Raw genomic sequence first — 20,373 nt, 5'->3', positions numbered from 1 at the left:
GGTGAAATTGAAAACAGCAACGAAGTGGCTGATTTTGAAGCGATTTCAGCACGTAATAGAATGTCTATTGCATATTTCGGGTAAAAGGTCTTTTTACAATGTCTAGTCGGATTGTTTAAATATCACTTTCCATCCCAATTGTTAATGGATTCGATAATGGTTTTGACTTCCTTTTTGTTCAATACTGGGTTAAGCGGAATACTTAATATTTCTCTATGGATTTTTTCAGTAATAGGTAATTTTCCAAAATCCATTTGTCCATAAACCGGTTGAAGATGAGGTGGAATAGGGTAATGAATGGCTGTTTCAATGCCCATTTCGAAGAGGTGTTTAATCAATTTCTCTCTTTCAGGAACGAGAATGGTGAATAGATGCCAGGTATGCGAAAGGGCTTGGTTTTGCTCAACCGCCTTTGGTAAGGTCAAATGAATGGAATCAATTTCCTTGAGGTAAGCATTCGCTATTTCAATTCTGTAGCGGTTGTTTTTATCTAAACAAGGAAGCTTTACATTCAGTATCCCCGCTTGGATTTCATCCATCTTTGAATGGGTGCCTAAATACTCAAACACATATTTTTCCTTGCCTCCGTAATTGCCCAAAGCCCTGATGGTAGAAGCTAGCTCAGGGTCATCAGTGGTGACCGCTCCGGCATCTCCCAAGGCAGCTAAGTTCTTTGTGGGGTAAAAACTATGCGCTGCAACATGCCCTAGTGAACCAGTTTTTTTTCCATTAAAAACACATCCCACTCCTTGAGCATTGTCCTCAATTAGCTTAAGTTGATGCTTATCTACAAGCTGTTCTATCTCTTCATTGAATGCATTTCTACCAAACAGGTGAACCAATAATAGGGCTCGGGATTTACCAGTGATTTTCTGTTCAATTCTTTTGGCGCAAATATTAAATGTGGTAGGATCCGGTTCAACGGGTACCGGTACAAATCCCTGATTGGAAATGGCCAGAAAAGTAGCGAAAAAAGTGTTAGCTGGAACAAGAATTTCATCTCCTTTTTCTAAAATACCCATAAACAGATAAGCCCTAAGTATTAATTCAAGCGCATTGGTGCCATTCCCCAGGCTGATGCAATGCTCAGTTCCTGTATAGGTTGCAAAGTTTTTTTCAAATTTCGCGGAGATTTCCCCATTGACATATTGACCGCTTTGACTTATTTCTATAAGCGTCTTTGTGAGTTCAGGCTCAAATGCCTGATTAATGGCTTTTAAGTCCAAAAACTTTATTGGGTAATTTTCCTTCATTTATTTAAATCATGAATTAAGACACGAAAATAATTAACTAGGAAGAATTGATACCATTAATTGAGATAAACTCAATAAAAATTTATCAATATTTAATTCCGTGGTTTTCATGAATGGTCTGCATTGGATGAATCCACGTATATTAGATAAAAAAGACAATTAAATGCGTTTATTGATTTATTCTTTTTTCTTGGTTTTATGTGGGTCCTGTTCTTTGAGAGGGATTACAGTTTCTGAGAACATTACTTACATGGAAGATGGTTATCTGGGAGAATTACCAGAAAAAAGGTTGAATGTTTTCCGGCCAAAAAAAATTAAAGAAGCCCTTCCTGTTTTGGTATTTATCCATGGAGGTAGCTGGAGGTCTGGATCCAAAGAAAAATACAGCCTAGTTGGCAGAAGGTGGGCCAGGAGAAATATTGTTACGGTCATAATTGATTATCCCTTAAGCCCGGAATATAAAATCCATAGTATGGGAAAAGCTACTGCGAAAGCCTTGAATTGGGTGGATGAGAACATTGCTGATTATGGGGGAGATCCTGAAAGAATAGTAGTTTCCGGGCATTCTGCTGGTGGTCATTTAGCTAGTCTTGTTGCCATTCGAGATGAGTATTTTGATAGTTTGGGTGTTAAAAATCCAATTGCAGGTGCCGTGCTTATTGATGCCGCTGGCTTTGATATGTATCACTACCTTAAAGAAAAAAACAATGCACCAGGTACTTCCCATTTGAAGACTTTTACTGACTCCCCAGAAGTTTGGAAAGATACCTCTCCAATTTATTTTCTACATGACAATATGCCTCCAATGCTATTTATGATGGGAGGTAAAACTTACGATAGTATCCTTGAAGGTACTGATCGGTTTATGGAAGAATACAAGAAATATGAACCAGAGCCGAATTTTAAGGTTCAAAAGAACAAAAGGCATATTCCTATGATGCTTCAAATGATTTATACGCCAAGTAGAGGTTTTAGATGGGTGACTACTTTTGTTAAAGGCCTGGGCGAATAACCTATGGTAAAAACTTGGCGGTAACCACCTTCTTTTCGGCTCTATTTATCCCAATAAGGCCCCCAGTTAAAGGGTCTAATGCGATTCCCTGACCTGTAAATGGTGCTTTATATTGTTTTATGAAGTTTAAATTTTCACCGTTTTCAGGTAGGGTAACATAATACAATAATTTTTCGTCGTGGCCTGTTACTACAAATCCCTGCTCCCAGGCTACACCCCCTGAAATACTCATTTTACCCATCTCTTTAATGATAGAGTTAGGAAAGTTCCATTTTTGTAGAATCTCCCAATTCTCATTCATTTTGGCCAAGTAAGTGAGGTGATTGTTTTCACCATAATAAGCGAAGAGGGCATACCAATAGCCCTTGTTTTTAACAATCCAAGTAAGGCTACCTTTAGATTGTCTCAATTTGATTGTTTTTTTTAATGTTAGGCTTTTGGGATCGATTATTCGAATGCTACTGCTATCGGGTTGATTTGGATAGTTGGAGTGGGCACAATAGAGGAGACCGCCGCTAAGAAAACCACTGTTCAAATGCTTTGTGTTTGGGTAGCTTCTGGAAGTGATTAATTCACCCGTAGACCTATCGTATTTACTAATGGAATGGTTATTTATTGCAAACGCATGTAGTTCAGTGGCAGCTGCTGCCTGTCGGGCATCTGGAGAAGGCCATTCTCTTGTTTTTTTCCAACTCGGTTCTTTATGGGCAAATAAATTGATGGTGGTATTCTTTTCCAATTGGTAGGGAGCTGCTGCCAATATTAGATCACCTTCGCTTGAAATATTTAAGCCTGCTGCAGCTTTAAAGTCTACCGAAGTGCTGGTATTAAATATCTTAGAATTTAGTTTTGTGATTTTGGCGGACGAGGAGGGTAGTTGTAGCTTAAACAAGTCTGCAACCTGATCTCCTGCCTCATTCTTGGCGGTGCCAACCATGTACAGTTGGTCCTTCTGGTCAGAAAATAAATTTAGGTTTTGATATGATAACCATTTGGGATCGGACCATTCAGAAGTAGTTTGTTTTATTACTTCTATATCACTTTTAAGAGTAAATTCCCCCTTTCCATTATAAAAGTCCTGTTCAGGACAGGAATAAAAGTCCAGAACCCGACTGTCCCAATTGGCAACTAAAATCAATATTTCACCTCTGAATGTAGTTATACCTACCGCTCCGGCTGTAACCCGCTCGTAATTTCCTTTTCGCGCTATGGTATAGATGGGTTTGTCAAAAGGATTTTCAGCTTCCAAATTATAGACTTGTAGGTACGCAAGGTTCCTTTCCTTATTGTCTTCAATGCCAACAGCCAGATATTGATCGAATATTTGAAAGCCACCCGCATGACGTAGTGGAGCATGCATCAATGTATCTATGGACAATACCCTAGATTGTTCCCCCAATTCCATTTTCACCATATAACTCAAGTCTTCTGAGCTTCCGCTTAGGTAAGCAGTATGGTCATTATATAGCTGAATGCCTTGAAGATGGCCTCCTTCTGAATTGTAAGTAATGTTATTGGTTACCAAAAAGGACGCCGGAAGGGTATTTAAATCTTCAAAGGACTTTGTGAAGTCGGCGATTTTAATGGTTTCTGTCGGGGCTTCTGAAACAAGCAAGGACAAAATCATAAACCAATGCAGGAAGGAGGTGAACAGTATAGTCATTTTGAGTTTTTTAATTTGGATTAAAGTAAGGGCTAGAAAAGACAATGACAATTAATACTGTCAGAATGTGCTTATAAATATGTTTTAAGTTCGAAATTCTCAATTTATTCAAGGAGAGCGGTCTGCCAATAGGATGACATGAAATAAAATAATGAACAGCAATACATAGCTCGCCTAAATTGAACCCGAAATATGCAATTGAAATTCTATTACGTGCTGAAATCGCTTTAAAATCAGCCACTTCGTTACTGTTTTCAATTTCACCATAGCGGTGCTATGCTAAAATCTCCAAACAGTCTGATTTTCTTGCGATTGCAACACTTCCCGTAAACACTGGACAGGCTTCACCCCTGACATTGTCAGGGCGGAGAAATCCTATTACATAATCCGGGTTGAATGGCAATTTTTTATTTACTTCTTCTGGTATTGATACTTATGTACTTGGAGCTTTCCATATCTGTGAAAGTAAATAATAACAAAATCATATTAAACAGGTGTAAAATTTAATTATGGATTAATGTTTGTGGTTATTTAAAAAGTTTATGAACCATAAAACCCAAAATCCAATGGAAAGCTATCAATTAAGAATTTTAGATAAAAGTATAGTTACGCATGATACCTATGCTTTTAAAATTGAAAAGCCCAAAGGGTATCCTTTTGTACCTGGGCAAGCCACAGAATTGAGTTTATTAAAAGAAGGTTGGGAAGATGTAAGAAGGCCATTTTCTTTTACAAGCCTTCCCAAAGATGATTTTTTGGAGTTCACCATTAAAACCTACGATGACCATGAAGGGGTAACTAAAAGGTTGGGTGATGCTCAAGTAGGGGATAAAGTGGAAATAGGTGATGCATGGGGAGCCATTGCCTACAAAGGTGAGGGTGTGTTTTTGGCAGGAGGCGCAGGGATCACCCCTTTTATCTCCATTTTACGAGATTTGCGTCAAAAAAATGAGATTGGTAATAACCGCTTGATATTTGCCAATAAAACCAATGAGGACATTATACTTTTTGAAGAGTTGAAGACCATCTTGGGTCATAAATTTCAAAATATTATCGAGAAACAAAAAGATTCCGCTTTCGATCGCGGAAGAATTGATAAGGAATACTTAATAAAAAATATCAATGATTTTAAGCGCCAGCATTTTTACGTATGTGGGCCTGAAGGATTTATAATAGCAGTTAATAAGGCATTGGAAGAACTGGGGGCAGCTCCGGATGCCTTGGTTTTTGAAAAGTAAATGGTAGAAAAGGAAAGGAGATTTCTGGTTAATAGAAATCTCCTTTATTTTTATTTTATAGCTTCAATTGCTTTAGCCAATTTTTCTTTAACTTCTTTGGCCAAGGGTTTGATTTCCTCTTTCCCAACCGGCACCATGGCGGCCTCAGGATCGATGGCGGAGACCTCTATTTTACCATTTTCTAGTTCCCTGATTGTGACATTACAAGGCAACATGGCTGACATATTTGGGTCTATGGTCAACACCTTGTCTGCAAAACCAGGATTACAAGCACCTAATATCAGGGTAGGTAAATAATCCTTGTCTAGTTTCTTTTTCATGGTGGCCTGAATATCTATTTCCGTAAGCACACCAAACCCTTGCTCTTTTAGGGCTGCAGTTACCTTTTCTTTTACTCCTGAAAAGGATTGTGCTTCGAGTGTTTTATTGATATAATATTTCATAGCTGTTTCATTGATTGGTTCAACTATAAAGCTACACATAGATAGGGCCAAAGACAGTGACTATTGTTACATATTCAGTTGTCTATGTTTATCTGAAAATCAGGATAGACTGAAAGGTGGTCCTTTTGATTTAATAACTGTATGAATAATTTTAAAAAACGGAGGACTTTACTGGAGGTTGAAATCCTTCAGGTTATCAGAAAAAGGACGGCAATGAAATGCAATACCGTACCAACAAGGACAAAAACATGCCAAATGGCGTGGGCGTAAAGCAATTTTTTTTTGGCATAAAAAACAGTACCTATAGTGTATGCCAAACCCCCAGCTGCAATCAGGTAAATAATTTCGGTGCTCAGGTTGGCCACCAAAGGTTTTATAAGTAGCAGGGCCATCCAGCCCATCCCTAGGTACAGAATAAGCGATAATTTTTCAAACCTGCCGATAAAGAATATTTTAAAAACCAATCCTAATAAGGTGATGGTCCATACGATTCCGAAATAGACCCATCCTAAAGTACCTCCCAAACCTATCAACAGTAAGGGGGTATAGGTGCCTGAAATCAAAAAATAAATGCTAATGTGATCAATGCTACGCAATAGGGGCTTTAATTCTTTGGATTGAATGGCGTGATAAAGGGTAGAAGAGGTATAAAGTAACAACATGGTGGCACCAAAGATACAGCAACTGACCACATGCAATGGAGTGCCATTTAAAACTGAAAAAACCACCAAAAGAGCTATGGCAACAATACTAAAAAGAATACCAATCAGGTGGGTGAGGGTATTGGCAAACTCTTCTTTTATTGTTTGTTTTCTTTCTACCAGTCCAGCCATTGTAGTCGATTAAAAGTATTTCGGTAAATATCGGGTATTTAAATCAATTTTCGGAATTGATAGTGCCTAAAACCGTAGGTTGTTTGTTTAATCATTTGGTTATGATTGAGATAAATCCTTTCAGGTTTCAATTGGCTATTTTTTACCTAGCTCGGTTATCTGCGAGACCTGGAGGATTTTCGGGTTTCAGTTTGTAAGTAAATCGAATTTCTCAGCCCGACCCTAGGGACAAAAAGAAAAAGGCCTCGAATGGAATCGTGGCCTTTTCAAAAAATTACAAGGAGTAATAAAAAAATTGTCGCTGTATTACTTATTCAAAAGTAGGCTTTTCCCCTTTTAATAAAGCCGAACAGAGATTAAGGATTCTTTACAAAATATTTCAGTCTTTAATAATTCAATAACATTGCGCTAAAGGCGAGATGTATAGAATGGTTGTCAGGGTAATTTTGTACTTTTGCAGGAAGATATGAAAGCAAGAACCTTAAAAAAAGATAAAGTCAATATCATCACCATGGGTTGTTCCAAAAACCTTGTGGATTCTGAAGTGCTATTAAGCCAACTGAAAGGAAATGGTATTGATGCCCGGCATGAATCAAATGCTGAGGACAATAATATAGTAATTATCAATACTTGTGGATTTATAGACAATGCAAAGCAGGAATCTATCAACACCATACTGGAGTATGCGACAGCTAAAGATCAAGGCTTGGTGGATAAAGTCTATGTGACAGGATGCCTTTCTCAAAGGTATAAAGATGACCTAGAGTTGGAGATCCCTCAGGTTGATGCCTTTTTTGGAACCAGAGAGCTTCCGGCATTATTGAAAAAATTTAAGGCGGATTATAAACATGAGTTGGTTGGAGAGCGACTACTAAGTCACGCCTCACATTATGCTTATATGAAAATCTCCGAAGGTTGTGACAGGCCTTGTGCATTTTGTGCCATTCCGCTTATGAGAGGTGGACACGTTTCTCGCCCAATTGAAGAATTGGTTAAAGAAGCCAAGCATAAAGTGGCTGGTGGAACCAAAGAAATACTATTGATCGCCCAGGATTCTACTTACTACGGATTGGATCTTTACAAAAAACGAAGGCTTGCAGATCTTTTGCGAGCCCTATCGGATGTAGAAGGCTTGGAGTGGATAAGGTTGCATTATGCCTATCCAACAGGTTTCCCTATGGATGTGCTGGAAGTAATGGCTGAAAGGGATAATATTTGTAATTACCTGGACATACCTTTGCAACATGGGTCTACGGAGGTGTTGAAAACGATGAGAAGAGGAACTACCCGTGAGAAGCAAGAGGATTTGATCAATGAAATCCGTAGTAAAATCCCGGACATTGCGATCAGGACAACGCTTATTACCGGACATCCAGGTGAAGGTGAGGCCGAGTTTGAAGAAATGGTGGACTTTGTAGAACGCATGCGATTTGAGCGATTAGGAGTTTTCACCTATTCTCATGAAGAAGATACACATGCTTATGGATTGGAGGATAGTGTACCACAGGAAGTAAAACAGGAAAGGGCCAATCGCCTGATGGAGATACAAGAACAGATTTCTTTTGAGCTCAATCAGGAGAAAATAGGGAAGGAATACAAGGTGTTGATTGATAAAAAAGAAAATGGCCGTTTTGTAGGTCGGACAGCCTATGATTCTGTAGAGGTAGACAATGAGGTATTGATAGATGCCAGTAAGTATTATTGCAGATTGGGTGACTTTGTAAATGTAAAGATTACCGAAGCCACCGAATTTGACCTTTACGGAGAAGTTATTTAGTCTTTTGTTTATTCTAATTATCATTTATAACATAATTAAAGTAGTTTTTTAACCCATGCATTTACAGGAAGTCACCACCCCAGCGCATCAAAAAGAGTTTTTTCAAATGGCAGTGAGGTTGTACCAGAATGAGAAAAACTGGATCAGACCCCTGGACAAAGACATAGAAGACCTTTTTCACCCCAAGACCAACAAACTGTTCAAGAGTGGAGGTAAATCCATCCGTTGGTTATTAATAGATGATCAGGGGAAAACCATAGGTAGAAATGCCGCTTTTATCAATCCCAAATGGAAAGAGAAAATCCCAACCGGAGGGATGGGTTTTTTTGAATGTATAAATGATCAAAAAGCAGCTTTTATGTTATTTGATGCTGCAAAAGACTGGTTAGTTGCCCAAGGTATGGAAGCCATGGATGGCCCGGTGAATTTTGGGGAAAGAGACAAATGGTGGGGCTTGTTGGTAGATGGTTTTTCTCCGGCTAATTATAACATGCACTGGAATTTCGCGTATTATAAGGATTTTTTTGAAGCCTATGGGTTTCAAATTTATTTTAAACAATATACTTATAGCAGAAATGTAAAAGGGGTAGTTGTCGATCCAAAGATCAGGGAAAGGTCGATGAAAATTCTTGAAAATAAAGATTTTGAATTTAGGTGCCTTAAAGGAAAAGAGCTTTGGGAGAAATTTCCAGAATACTTTATGACCGTATACAACAAAGCTTGGGCGGGACATTTGGGTAAAACCATTTCCGTAAGGGAAGCCAAGCTAATGCTTTCCAAAATGAAGCCTATAATAGATCCGAACCTTATCTTTTTTGGTTTCTATAAAGGGGATCCCATTTGTTTCTTTATTAGTATTCCTGAAATCAATCAAATCTTTAAATATGTTGATGGTAAAATGGATCTAATAGGTAAACTTAAATTTCTTTGGCACAAAACCTTTAATCCACCAGATAAAATGCTAGGTTTGGTATTTGGTGTAGTGCCGGAATTCCAGGGAAAGGGTGTAGAAAGTGCTATGGCAACAGATTATAGGGACAATGTAGCAGAGAAAAAACTGCCCTATGAGACCATAGAGATGAATTGGGTGGGGGATTTTAACCCTAAAATGATGCGAGTATGTGAACAATTAAATGCTTCCATCTATAAGACGCATCATACTTACCGTTATATTTTTGATAGGAGTGTTCCTTTTGAAAAGCACAAAGTATTGTAAAGTATATAGTATTCTTTTTCCCAAATCAAAGGGTAAACGAAACCATAGAAAAGCAAAAAGGGCTGGAAGTTGTAAAACTTACCAGCCCTATTTCTTTAAATATTTTTTTTATTGCTTAATAAATTTTTGCTGACCTTTGAAACTTGTATTTTCAAGGCGAATCAAATAAGTGCTGTTTTTCAGTTCGCTAAAATCCAGGTTTGCTGTAGTAGTGTGGGCTGGTAGGTAAATGGTTTGTACAGGAATACCATCTAAGCGAATAATAGAGATTTTTGTCTTTTCATTAAATTCTTGCATTACCCTTAATGTACTTTTCCCTTGAGTTGGATTTGGCGACAATACAAACCTATGGGGTATGTCAATGGACACAGTGTTGGTTTGTACCTTTTTAGTCCCTAATTCAACCCGAGTTAGATAGGCTCCAGGATCTAGGCTACCTAAATCAGCTTTCCAAAGTAGAGGAGATTCTTTTTGCCAGGTAATTGAGGAGTGGTTAAGAGGCCCTTTTTCATTAATGAGCTTAATTTCATCAGCATGTTTTAAAGGGGTATTTGTGCTTAACTTCAATTCAAACCCGGTTTTATCATTATATACCTTTAGGTTTCCTTCCAAAGGGATGTTGGTACCATTTTGAACAGATGTACCTAAATGGATCAGAAGGGGTTTAGAGGAAAGCGGTAAAGTGAGTTTTCCATTGGTATAAGAAAGGGATACCTCTTCTCCATTTGGAGATAGTCCTGAAAGGTACCAGGCCTCTTGAGCAGGGAATTCTGCCGGAAGCTGGTAATTTACTGTCAAAGAATCTTCACCGGTAACTGGTCTCCAAGCTATAAGATGGGACAGTTCACCTTCTTCATTCCTAAGTTGGTAAATGTATGCTTGTTCATCCTCTCTGATTACATCTTCAAAATATAGGTTTCCCATCCTATTTTGCATGGCCTCAAGCGCTGTAAAGGCTCGCTTTTCTTTGAATCCATAGTGTCCTGATTCGGTTAGTCCAGACCGTTGATAATTAATCGGGTCTATGCCTTCAAGGGTATCCACATTGGCATAAAAATACCAATGGGCCTTATCTACTCCCATTCTACTTAACCAAAACAGTCCTCGTAGTGCATATACAGCCTGTGATTGAGCACTTACTGCTTCTGAATTGATGGCTGTTTCATTTTCACTTGAAGCATCCCATCCCCATTCAGTAACATGCACTTCTTTGCCAGGCATATTGGCATCTCTAAATCGTAATCCGGAAAACAAGGCCCTCATTTCTGATGCCGGATGTTCAGGATGTACAGCTATTCTGTCACCTTCATTGGTTCTGTAATAGCTGTAAAGGTGTAAGTTAATTCCGTCAAGGTATGGGGCCGCCGCCTCGTGCAGTTTGGTTCCCATATAATTTTTTTGTCCATCATTAGTAACGGGGTTGGATGCTTGTAAGGCTGCGGGCAATACCTTTATCATAGGGTCTGCAGTTTTTAGTCCTTGAGCGGTTCCCAATAGTATTTTACGATAGGTTGAGTCACTGTAGTCCCAGGGTTCATTACCTACCTCTACAGTGCGGATTAGGTTTTCATGACTTGGGCCAAAAGTGCTGGCAAAGGCATGTCCAAGACCATAACCTGAAGAATAAGGATTGTCCCATAAAGATTCCTGAAATCTGTCAAAGGTAAAAGTTGCATCTACTTCAAATCCTTTATCTATCCAATCTTTATATTCTCGGGTCCACTGCGTCCATGGTCGCAATACCATAGGGTTTTCGCCACCATAGGAAGGGGTGATGTCAGGGTCAGCAGTATCCCAATGGATATTGTGGTAATTTCTGGCCTGATTGGCAGCTCGGATAAATTTTTGAGCCCCTTCGTCTGCTCCTTGCAAGTTCGGTACTTTTTTGGTTCCCCAGGCCCATACTGTATTTACTCCAAATAGTTTACCAAAACTTGTGTTCTGCGGTTTTGGTGCAGGAGGGGGACCGTAGTTACCAAACTTGTCGTACACTGTTAATTCTTGGATGGTGGCCTTTTTATAATTTTCATCTACCAATTGTTGTTCTAGTCGAACAAACCTGGTTCTATTGCCTTCTGGTAATTCAATATTGTGAATGTCTAAAGAGTTAGGGTCCAACTCTGCCAGTAAAGTCAAACTGTCTAATGTAGGTCCTACCCATAATTTGGAGGAAATGGCAGTATTATTACCGTTCCATTGTTTTGCGGCAATTCGCGAAACAGGCTTGACTTCCATCAAGTCCAAGGTTATAAATTCGGACAATGGTTCCGAATATGCAGCTATTTCTTGGATGCTGAATGCGGCATTTGATGTCAAGAAGACCTTTGTAACCTCATCCATCTCAATTTCAAACCTCACATGTCCAGTAGTTGTGGTTTCATAAGTTGTACTAAGGGTGTCACCCTGCAGATTAATTACCTGAATACTTACAGGTTCAGCATGATTATTGGCCAGCCTAAGCCCTAGTCTGTGAACCTTAACAGGGGCTAAATCCAGTGAGAAGTTAGCTACACCATTGATTAGGCCTATTTGAGGAGTACTATTACCCAGATTTCCATCTGTAGCATTGGTCATGTTTGCCCCATTTCCAGCTATCCCATTTTTGTTCAGGAAGATGTTTTGTCTGGAATTGCTAACATAAGCATCAGGAAGCGGGTTTGTAGATAGCCATGCCGTGGCAATATTGTCATCTAATACCGCCTCTGCTGTGTTATTGGTTCCATTGGCAGTAGAGCTTGATGATGCTATTGCTGTCTTGGATAGTGCCGAATATAAACCCGCATCTGGATTCCATGTCGTTACTGGGTCTGGATCGGGAAGTACTGGGTCTGGTTTTACAATCTCACTACCATAAGCCTCTATTTCAAACACAGTGACCTTTTTGTAGTTTTCAGGAACTACCCTATGTGCAATCTGGAGGTATCTGGCTTCAATAGCTGGGTCAAGTGAAGTGCTAATAAAGGCAATCTCGTCGGGCTGTAAGTTGGCAATTATTGTAAGGCTGTCTGGATGATTCCCAGCAAGAAGCTGTGTGGCTGTTGCATTGCTGTTTCCTGCCCAATGTTTGGATTTTACCTCACTAACAGTGTAAGTATCGCCCAGATCCAGCGTAATGTATTCTTTAGGGACTTCTGCTAATAAACCAATTTCCATTATGGAAAAGGAGGCAATACTACTGAGTTTAATTTTTTCAATATCCTCTAGGTTAACTTCAAACCTGATGTGGTTGTAACTTTGAGCTGGTAAATATTCTTCTGTTTTAACAATTCCTAAACTATCAAAAAAGGTAATGGTGACCTTTTCCTGTAGACCATTGGTTTTTAATCCTATTAAATAAATGTCTTCTGGGGAGGCGAAATTGATAAAGGCCTCAGCTGGTAATGTAATGGATGGTGAGTAGGAATTGGTTGCCTCTGGATAAATATTGCTTAATTCAATACGGTTGGGTTGTAGAATTAAATTTTGGTAAGCATTGTCATAAAAATTTGTTGGGAAAGGATTGTTGGATACCCAAGAAGTATTTTGTAATCCATCTATAGCCAGTTCTGCGTTGGACTGCGGTGCATCTGAGCTGGATATAACTAGCCCTTGAAGTAAATGCGTCTCATATTGTGCGTATGTAACCGATAAGGTTAAAAATAGAAAAGTTGATAACGCGAAAAAGCTTTTTTGATAAAATGGCATGGTATTTCATTTATGTTTCCAACTATGATAGTGGTTCCCTATCCCCTCCCATTGGATAGAGGGGGATTTATATTTAAAGAACTGTGCAAGCACCTGTTTCTTTACTTAAATCAGGCAAAAACAATTAAGTGCCTTAACTATATAGTACCTAAAAGTTAAATGGGTTGACTGCTTAAATGCCTACAAGCAATAATAATACAGATATATTAAAAACCCTAAAAATAAAAAAAAGGTTTACAACTTTAGCTGTAAACCTAAAGTGGAGGATAACGGATTCGAACCGATGACCTCTACACTGCCAGTGTAGCGCTCTAGCCAACTGAGCTAATCCCCCGAAACGGAGTGCAAATATAGGTAGGTATTTTAATTCAACAAATTATTCCGAAGAATATTTTATTCTGGTTAAGATGCTTCTTCCAAGTGTTATCTCATCAGTGTACTCCAATTCACTACCAACAGGAATACCTCTAGCTATTGAGCTAATATTTAAGCCTTTGTCTTTCAACTTTCTTGTTATAAAAAATGAGGTAGTATCTCCCTCCATGGTTGCAGGCAGTGCCAAGATGATTTCTTTAACCTGAACATCATTTGAGGGAGTCTCAATTCGCTTAATTAAAGACGCTATCTTTAACTCATCTGGCCCTATTCCTTGGATCGGGGAAATCACTCCTCCCAATACATGGTACAAACCTGAGTATTGGTTGGTGTTTTCTATTGCCAGTACATCGGGGAGGTCCTCGACAATACAGATTACGCTTTTGTCCCTTTTAAGGCCTTCACAAATACTGCAAACTGTATCGTCAGAAACATTATGACAAATCACACAGTATTGGATGTTTTTACGAAGGTTCAACAAGGCATCCGTAAGTGCTGTGGTTACGGGCTCTTTTTGCTTAAGCAAATGCAAAGTTAAGCGGAGGGCTGTTTTCTTACCTATACCAGGAAGCCGGCTTATTTCCGCTACAGCATCTTCAATTAGTTTGGAAGGGAAATTCAATTAAGCTTTAATTTATAAAATTGTAGCCTGTATGCCTGCATCAAGAATAGACTCACACATAGGTTTGAGTTTACTTGCGCTTCCCTTTTTAACAGAGCATTTGCCCTTGTAATGAATAATCATTGTGCATTGCTCTGCCTGTTCTTGGGAATGTTTACACACTTTAATTAATACCTTGGAAACATGATCGAAAGTATTGATGTCATCATTAAAAACCACCAAGTCATGCTCTTCCTGGTCAACAGTTTCCTCTACTAATAATTCTTCTTCGGATTCAAATAAATGTTCTAAAGGTTTCATTTTGCAAAGTTAATAATTAATCCCAAATTTAATGCCCTTTAGCCAAAAGCATTATGGACTCAAATCTCGTATTAATTGTTATAACATCTTATTTTTTACTGTTGTTCCTGATTTCATGGCTTACTTCCAGAAATTTAAAATCAGACACCTTTTTCACAGGAGATAGACAATCTCCTTGGTTTTTAGTTGCCTTTGGGATGATAGGTGCTTCACTTTCGGGAGTAACCTTTATTTCAGTGCCTGGAGAAGTAGGAAATAGTAATTTCTATTATTTTCAACTTGTTTTGGGCTATACGGTGGGCTATGCGGTGATTGCTAAAGTGCTACTTCCGCTTTATTATCGACTGAATTTGGTTTCAATTTATTCCTATTTGGAAGGGAGATTTGGCTTTTGGTCGTATAAGACGGGAGCTTTCTTTTTTATTCTTTCAAGAACACTTGGTTCGTCTATTAGGGTTTTCTTAGTGGCTGGTGTTTTACAAATCATATTATTTGACAGATGGGGAATTCCTTTTTGGGTTTCAGTTTTGATTACTGTAACCTTAATTTGGTTGTATACTTTTCGGGGAGGTATTAAAACAGTGGTGTGGACAGATACCTTACAAACCTTTTTTATGCTTTTGGCAGTTTTTGTTAGCATTGTTTTGGTGTCACAAGAGCTCGGGCTTTCCGGGATAGGTGATTTGATGGTGAAAGTAGCAGATCAACCTTATTCCAAAATTTTTAACTGGGATTGGAAAAGTGGAACGAATTTTTTCAAGCAGTTTTTTTCAGGAATGTTTATAGTCATCGTCATGACTGGTTTGGATCAGGATATGATGCAGAAAAACCTGACCTGCAAAAATCTCAAAGATGCACAAAAAAATATGTTCTGGTTTACCAATATATTGGTAGTTGTAAATTTGATATTCTTAGCCTTAGGGGTTTTATTGTATATGTATGCTGAAAGCAATCAAATTACCCTTCCTGAACGTACTGATGATTTATACCCTCTGTTGGCAACTTCTTATTTTTCTACTTTTGCTGGGATTGTATTTGTTTTGGGTATTACTGCCGCGGCCTATAGTAGTGCAGACTCTACCTTGACTGCCCTTACAACCTCCTTTTGCTACGATTTTCTTGAAATAGACAAGAATCCAGATAAGAAAAAAGCATTGACCATTAGAAAAACGGTACACCTTAGTTTTACTTTTTTGATGTTTATAGTCATTCTCCTTTTTCGATGGTTAAATGATCAGAGTGTAATCAATGCGGTTTTTCTAATTGCAGGATATACTTACGGTCCTTTGCTAGGCCTCTACTCCTTTGGGCTTTTCACCAAATATAAAGTGAAAGATAGATGGGTTCCCATTTTGGCTGTTTTGGCTCCATTAATATCCTTCGTCCTTTCATCAAAATCAGAAAACTGGTTTTGGGGTTACAAATTCGGATTTGAATTGTTAATATTAAACGGTTTGTTGATGTTTTTAGGCCTTTGGTTAGTGCGGAATAAACACACCTAATGAATAAGATTCCTTTCAATTGAAAGGAAATTTAAAGTCAATAGTTTGACCATAAATCGTTTGGGAAAGTTGAGGGCCGGCTTTTATTTTTTGCATAGCAAAGCATACCATAGTCTAGGGTATTGATTGGCCATAATAATCTTAGTTTGAATTTATAACTTAGGTCTGTAAGGTGGTAGAGAGTTGCCAGTTGTTGATATTGTCAAGCCTACTTAATAAGCTTTTCCTTTGTCCAAAAGTAAAGAAAACACAGTCCAAACTATGATTTTAATATCCAACATCGGTGACCAATTGTTCACATAGAATATGTCCAACTTACATCTTGAATAGATATCATAGAAATCTTTGGTTTCGCCTCTAAATCCTTTTGCTTGGGCTAGACCTGTAATACCTGGTTTCACAGTGTGGCGAAACATAAAATTGTCGATCTCTGAAGAAAATTTATAATTCATCGGCATGGCGTGTGGCCTTGGCCCAACGATAGACATTTCACCTCTGATAACATTTAAAAATTGAGGTAATTCATCCAAGCTTGACTTCCGTAAGAACTTACCAATCCAAGTAATTCTTGGGTCATCTTTGGTGGCTTGTTTAGTGTCCGCTTGGTCGTTGATGTACATCGTCCTGAACTTATAACAAAAAAAAGGTACATTGTCTTTTCCATGTCTTAATTGTTGGAAAAACACAGGGCCGGAAGAGGTGGCTTTAATGATAATGCCTATTAATGGGAATAGCCATGAGAAAACAAATACCATAAGTCCCAAGCTCAAAGAAATATCAAAAACCCTTTTGAGCATTTGTTGAGATTCATCAAAATTGACTCTAGGGAATATTTTTGAATATTTCCTCTTTATGCTGATTGATTTAGCGGTTGGTTTTCGCTCGGTGATAGTGGAGGGCATACGATTGATTTTATTTAAATCATTCAAAAGATATTTTCAGGTAAACCATTATCATGCCATAATATATGTTGTTTACATTTTTGTCTTTTGAAAAATGTATTTCAAAACTAGAATAAAGTATTTTAATTTCCTAATATTTTGTTTCTAAGTTTTGTTATTAGCAAAATAGTTAATGATTTATTAAAGATTTGGTAATTATTACATGGTTTTTGATAAATTATATATTTTGGTTTCTTTGGTGTAGGGTTTGAAACACTGTAGATATGAAGTGTAATTTTTAGTTTTAAAATGACAATTGAAAGTCGTTGGATTTCAAACCTTTTATAAGGTTAAATGGTTCTCTGGGTCCCAAAAAAAGTTATCAAAATCTACAATAATGTCATTTTCTACATTGATTCCTTCTTTTTCCAGTAGTTGCTGCATAAGGTCTGGAGTGGCAAAATGGTTTTTACCTGATAACATCCCTATTCTATTTACTACCCGGTGGGCAGGTACATCCTCCATACCATGTGCTGCATTCATGGCCCAGCCTACCATTCGAGCACTTCCTTTGCTACCAAGGTAAGAAGCAATGGCACCATAAGATGTTACCCTTCCTCGAGGGATGAGTTTTACCACTTGGTAGACTTGCGAGAAAAAGTTGTCATTTGTTTTCTTCACCTGTAAGGTTGATAATTGCCTGATTGATTATTCGTCGTATTTTTCTTTCAGATTCTCTTGATTTATTATTTAGTTGTATCTGAAGTTTCATTTTAACGATGTCTTTTTTTATTTCTAGTGCTTTAAGAGAAATACTGTCACTCTGAACCTCTTCTTTAAATGGTTTTATTTTTGCTTTCAGTTCGTTTTCCATTTCATCCACATTTAATAATGAATGATTGGTAGCTTCAAAATCAAAGGTCAGCTTTCTTATGTTCTGTCGACTGTAATTAACAACGTTGGCAGTAAGAATGAGGCTATTCGGAACCATTACCAAGTCGTAGTCATCATTTAAAAGGACAATATTCAATAAAGTGATGTCTTTTATTTTTCCTTGATGCTCACCAACTTTAATATAGTCACCAAGGGTGATTTGGTCTGAAAACATGATAATGAGTCCATTGAGCATATTAATGATATAGTCCCTAGACAAGAGTGCAATGGCCGCAGCTACTATGGTAATACTGGAAAGGAATTCTTTGGGATCAATATCGAAAAAGACCATTATAGCGATCAAAAGTATAATCACATTTAGCAGACTTGCAATCCTATTAATGCCAAGGACAAAATTACTGTGTAGTGAGTTCGTTTTCTTTTTCCTCAAGTAAAACCTCACCAAAAATATTCTTCCTAGCGAAACCAAAATATTTCCTGAAAGTAGGAAGGCAAAGGCATCTACTATATTGTAAAGTTTTGAAAATAAAAGATTTTTATCAGGCTCAATGGCTTCCTGAAGGACCAAAAAAGTAAAGTAAGCAAGCACTTTTAAAACGAATATTATTCGTTTTTTTCGTTCATTGACCTCTATATTGCTTTTTCCTGTTTCCATTACTATTTTAAAAATAAACCTTACTTTTATGTTTTGTCCATTTAGCTGACAAAAATACCGCATAATAACCAAACAAAATAATAGCATGAATAGAAATATTATTATCACAGGAAGTGCAGGGAATTTGGGTAGCGCAGTTGTAAGTAAATTTAAGAGGGAAGGATTTAAAGTGATAGCCATTGTTTCTCCAGGTAGCGACTTGGAAGTTGAAGAAGCGGATGATGTTTACCAAGTAAATGTCACTGATGAGCAATCTGTGAAGGATTTTAGTAAAGAATACCAAGTTCAATACGGAAGCCTTGAATGCATGGCCTTATTGGTAGGAGGTTTTGCTATCGGAGGAATTGAAGAAACTACTAGTAAAGACATAGAGAAAATGATTCAACTTAATTTTTTCAGTGCTTTTAATATGGTGAAACATTTTATACCGTTAATGAGAAAAACCAACAATGGCACTTTCCTATTCGTAGGGGCTAAGCCTGCTTTACAGCCCAATGAAGGTAAAGATGTTTTGGCATACGCTTTGAGTAAGAGTTTGGTGATTGATTTGGCAGATTTTATTGCTAATGAAACTGCCGATCTAAAAGTTAGGTCACATGTCTTTGTACCAAGTATTATAGATACGCCTCAAAATAGAGCGGCTATGCCTGATGCTGATTTTGGGGATTGGGTTAAGACGGAAGAAATTGCTGAGGCTATGCACTATGCGGCAACCAATGCCTCCTTAAGAAATATGACATTTAAATTGTATGGTGGCATCAATTGATTAATTAATTATTTAGAATTATGAAAAACACAGCATTATCCCTATTCATGTTGCTATTGGTCTTAAGTGCCAAAGCACAAACCACTACCGAAACCAGAGCCTTAAATGCTTTTGATCAGCTAGTAGTCAGTGATGCCATCGAGGTTGAACTTGTTAAGGGCGAAATACATGAAATGACGATTACCGCCTCAGGGATTGATATAAGTCAGGTGACTTCAGATGTTAACAAGCGGGAATTAGAAATTGAGGTTTCTGGTAATAATCCCAAGTCCAGTTCTGTTAAAGTGGTTTTAACCTATGTCCAACTTAACCAAATTGAAGCTAGCTCTGGAGCTAAGGTTTTTGTAAAGGACATGGTTGAAAGTAAAGTGGTTCAGTTAAAAGTGGCGAGTAACGCTTACCTGGAAGTAGAAGTTAAAGCTGAACAGTTGATTTTGGAGGCAGAAACCAATGCCAGAATGTTTGTGAAGGGAACTGCAGAAAATTTAGATTATAACGCATTTACAAATTCAGAGATTGACGGAGAAGAGTTGGTTGTGAAAAATGCAGAAATCAGAACCAATACCAATGCAAGTGGAAGTTTTGAAGTGTTGGAATCGCTAAAAGGAACTGCTGCAACTAGAGGTAGAGTGAAATACAAGGGAGATCCCAATATAATTGACGTAAAAGAAAGCATTGGTGGTGTAATAGAACAATTTTAGGAAATAGAAACTGAATTAAAGGCATTGAACCCGAATTATGCAATAGACATTCTATTACGCGCTGAAATCGCTTTAAAATCAGCCACTTCGTTGCTGTTTTTAATTTCACCATAGCGATGCTATGCTAAAATCTCCAAACAGTCTGATTTTCTTGCGATTGCAACACTTCCCGTAAACACGGGACAGGCTTCACCCCTGACATTGTCAGGGCGGAGAAATCCTATCACATACTCCGGGTTGAAACACAGGTTTGATTCAAAACCCTGTGTTTCAATGCTGGATTTTTTTAAAAATTGGGATTAAATGTTGGTTTCTTGATAGAAAAATCTACTTAACAATTTAGGAAAAATGGAATTGGTTTTTAGTCTTCCTGAATTTTATCAAAATATTTCAATGCTTACAGACCTTACTGAAGGATGTCATGTATTTTGCATAGAGCTCTTTTGTTTGGTTTTGCTTAGAATTATCTCAAAGTTTTCATTTTATAAATTGAGCGGAATTTCAATTTTTATGATTAGCTAAATTAAGCCTTAGACAACATTTTATAAGGCATAATGA

General features: G+C 37.8%; 17 protein-coding genes and 1 tRNA gene. 7 read left to right on the top strand and 11 right to left on the bottom strand.

The window, feature by feature from the left end:
- Positions 1-122: 122 nt before the first annotated feature.
- A complete protein-coding gene (locus CA2015_RS01400) occupies positions 123-1,253 on the bottom strand; it encodes a DegT/DnrJ/EryC1/StrS family aminotransferase (protein ID WP_048640269.1) in 1,131 nt (376 codons plus the stop codon).
- Between the two features lie 163 nt (positions 1,254-1,416).
- Between CA2015_RS01400 and CA2015_RS01395 the strand changes: the two genes are divergently transcribed.
- Positions 1,417-2,265: an alpha/beta hydrolase gene (locus tag CA2015_RS01395; RefSeq protein WP_048640268.1), complete on the top strand. Its 849-nt coding sequence runs from the start codon at positions 1,417-1,419 to the stop codon at positions 2,263-2,265.
- Position 2,266: 1 nt separating this feature from the next.
- Here the strand turns inward: CA2015_RS01395 and CA2015_RS01390 are convergent, their stop codons facing one another.
- Positions 2,267-3,928, bottom strand: a complete 1,662-nt coding sequence (locus CA2015_RS01390) for a hypothetical protein (protein WP_157470243.1) — start codon at positions 3,926-3,928, stop codon at positions 2,267-2,269.
- A gap of 566 nt (positions 3,929-4,494) precedes the next feature.
- Here CA2015_RS01390 and CA2015_RS01385 point away from each other — a divergent pair.
- The gene (locus CA2015_RS01385) at positions 4,495-5,166 is read left to right on the top strand and encodes an FAD-binding oxidoreductase (RefSeq protein ID WP_048644292.1); all 672 of its coding nucleotides are present in this window, start codon (positions 4,495-4,497) and stop codon (positions 5,164-5,166) included.
- Positions 5,167-5,216: 50 nt separating this feature from the next.
- Here CA2015_RS01385 and CA2015_RS01380 read toward each other — a convergent pair whose 3' ends face one another.
- Both CA2015_RS01380 and trhA read right to left on the bottom strand, forming a co-directional pair.
- Positions 5,217-5,609, bottom strand: coding sequence for a DUF302 domain-containing protein (locus CA2015_RS01380; RefSeq protein WP_048644291.1), 393 nt, complete (start codon positions 5,607-5,609; stop codon positions 5,217-5,219).
- A gap of 188 nt (positions 5,610-5,797) precedes the next feature.
- On the bottom strand, positions 5,798-6,442 hold the full coding sequence (gene trhA / locus CA2015_RS01375; protein ID WP_048640266.1) for a PAQR family membrane homeostasis protein TrhA: 645 nt from the start codon (positions 6,440-6,442) through the stop codon (positions 5,798-5,800).
- A 466-nt stretch (positions 6,443-6,908) separates the two neighbouring features.
- On the opposite strand from trhA, the gene rimO reads away from it, so the two are divergent.
- A complete protein-coding gene (gene rimO / locus CA2015_RS01370) occupies positions 6,909-8,219 on the top strand; it encodes a 30S ribosomal protein S12 methylthiotransferase RimO (protein ID WP_048640265.1) in 1,311 nt (436 codons plus the stop codon).
- Between the two features lie 55 nt (positions 8,220-8,274).
- On the top strand, positions 8,275-9,435 hold the full coding sequence (locus tag CA2015_RS01365; RefSeq protein ID WP_048640264.1) for a hypothetical protein: 1,161 nt from the start codon (positions 8,275-8,277) through the stop codon (positions 9,433-9,435).
- Positions 9,436-9,543: 108 nt separating this feature from the next.
- Here the strand turns inward: CA2015_RS01365 and CA2015_RS01360 are convergent, their stop codons facing one another.
- The 4 genes from CA2015_RS01360 to CA2015_RS01345 all read right to left on the bottom strand — a co-directional run bounded on the left by CA2015_RS01360 (position 9,544) and on the right by CA2015_RS01345 (position 14,416).
- A complete protein-coding gene (locus CA2015_RS01360) occupies positions 9,544-13,119 on the bottom strand; it encodes a T9SS type A sorting domain-containing protein (protein WP_048640263.1) in 3,576 nt (1,191 codons plus the stop codon).
- Positions 13,120-13,379: 260 nt separating this feature from the next.
- Positions 13,380-13,453 (bottom strand) — tRNA-Ala (locus tag CA2015_RS01355).
- A 42-nt stretch (positions 13,454-13,495) separates the two neighbouring features.
- Positions 13,496-14,116 carry a recombination mediator RecR gene (gene recR / locus CA2015_RS01350; RefSeq protein ID WP_048640262.1) on the bottom strand — a complete coding sequence of 207 codons (621 nt, stop codon included), beginning with the start codon at positions 14,114-14,116 and terminating at the stop codon, positions 13,496-13,498.
- 12 nt (positions 14,117-14,128) lie between these two features.
- The gene (locus tag CA2015_RS01345) at positions 14,129-14,416 is read right to left on the bottom strand and encodes an ATP-dependent Clp protease adaptor ClpS (RefSeq protein WP_048640261.1); all 288 of its coding nucleotides are present in this window, start codon (positions 14,414-14,416) and stop codon (positions 14,129-14,131) included.
- A gap of 53 nt (positions 14,417-14,469) precedes the next feature.
- On the opposite strand from CA2015_RS01345, the gene CA2015_RS01340 reads away from it, so the two are divergent.
- Positions 14,470-15,918, top strand: coding sequence for a sodium:solute symporter (locus CA2015_RS01340; protein WP_048640260.1), 1,449 nt, complete (start codon positions 14,470-14,472; stop codon positions 15,916-15,918).
- Positions 15,919-16,130: 212 nt separating this feature from the next.
- Here the strand turns inward: CA2015_RS01340 and CA2015_RS01335 are convergent, their stop codons facing one another.
- From CA2015_RS01335 to CA2015_RS01325, 3 genes are all read right to left on the bottom strand, one after another.
- Positions 16,131-16,820 (bottom strand): sugar transferase, encoded by a 690-nt coding sequence (locus CA2015_RS01335; RefSeq protein ID WP_048640259.1) that lies wholly within the window; start codon positions 16,818-16,820, stop codon positions 16,131-16,133.
- Positions 16,821-17,141: 321 nt separating this feature from the next.
- Positions 17,142-17,480, bottom strand: coding sequence for an MGMT family protein (locus CA2015_RS01330; protein WP_048640258.1), 339 nt, complete (start codon positions 17,478-17,480; stop codon positions 17,142-17,144).
- Positions 17,464-18,348 (bottom strand): mechanosensitive ion channel family protein, encoded by an 885-nt coding sequence (locus CA2015_RS01325; protein ID WP_048644290.1) that lies wholly within the window; start codon positions 18,346-18,348, stop codon positions 17,464-17,466. The genes CA2015_RS01330 and CA2015_RS01325 overlap by 17 nt, the downstream gene beginning before the upstream one ends.
- 85 nt (positions 18,349-18,433) lie before the next feature.
- On the opposite strand from CA2015_RS01325, the gene CA2015_RS01320 reads away from it, so the two are divergent.
- Positions 18,434-19,114, top strand: a complete 681-nt coding sequence (locus CA2015_RS01320) for an SDR family NAD(P)-dependent oxidoreductase (protein ID WP_048640257.1) — start codon at positions 18,434-18,436, stop codon at positions 19,112-19,114.
- Between the two features lie 20 nt (positions 19,115-19,134).
- A complete protein-coding gene (locus CA2015_RS01315; protein ID WP_048640256.1) occupies positions 19,135-19,815 on the top strand; it encodes a GIN domain-containing protein in 681 nt (226 codons plus the stop codon).
- Positions 19,816-20,373 lie beyond the last annotated feature (558 nt).

The organism is Cyclobacterium amurskyense, from assembly GCF_001050135.1.
In the GTDB taxonomy this organism is placed as follows: Bacteria; Bacteroidota; Bacteroidia; order Cytophagales; family Cyclobacteriaceae; genus Cyclobacterium; species Cyclobacterium amurskyense.
This window is presented reverse-complemented; position numbering and strand designations above follow the sequence as displayed.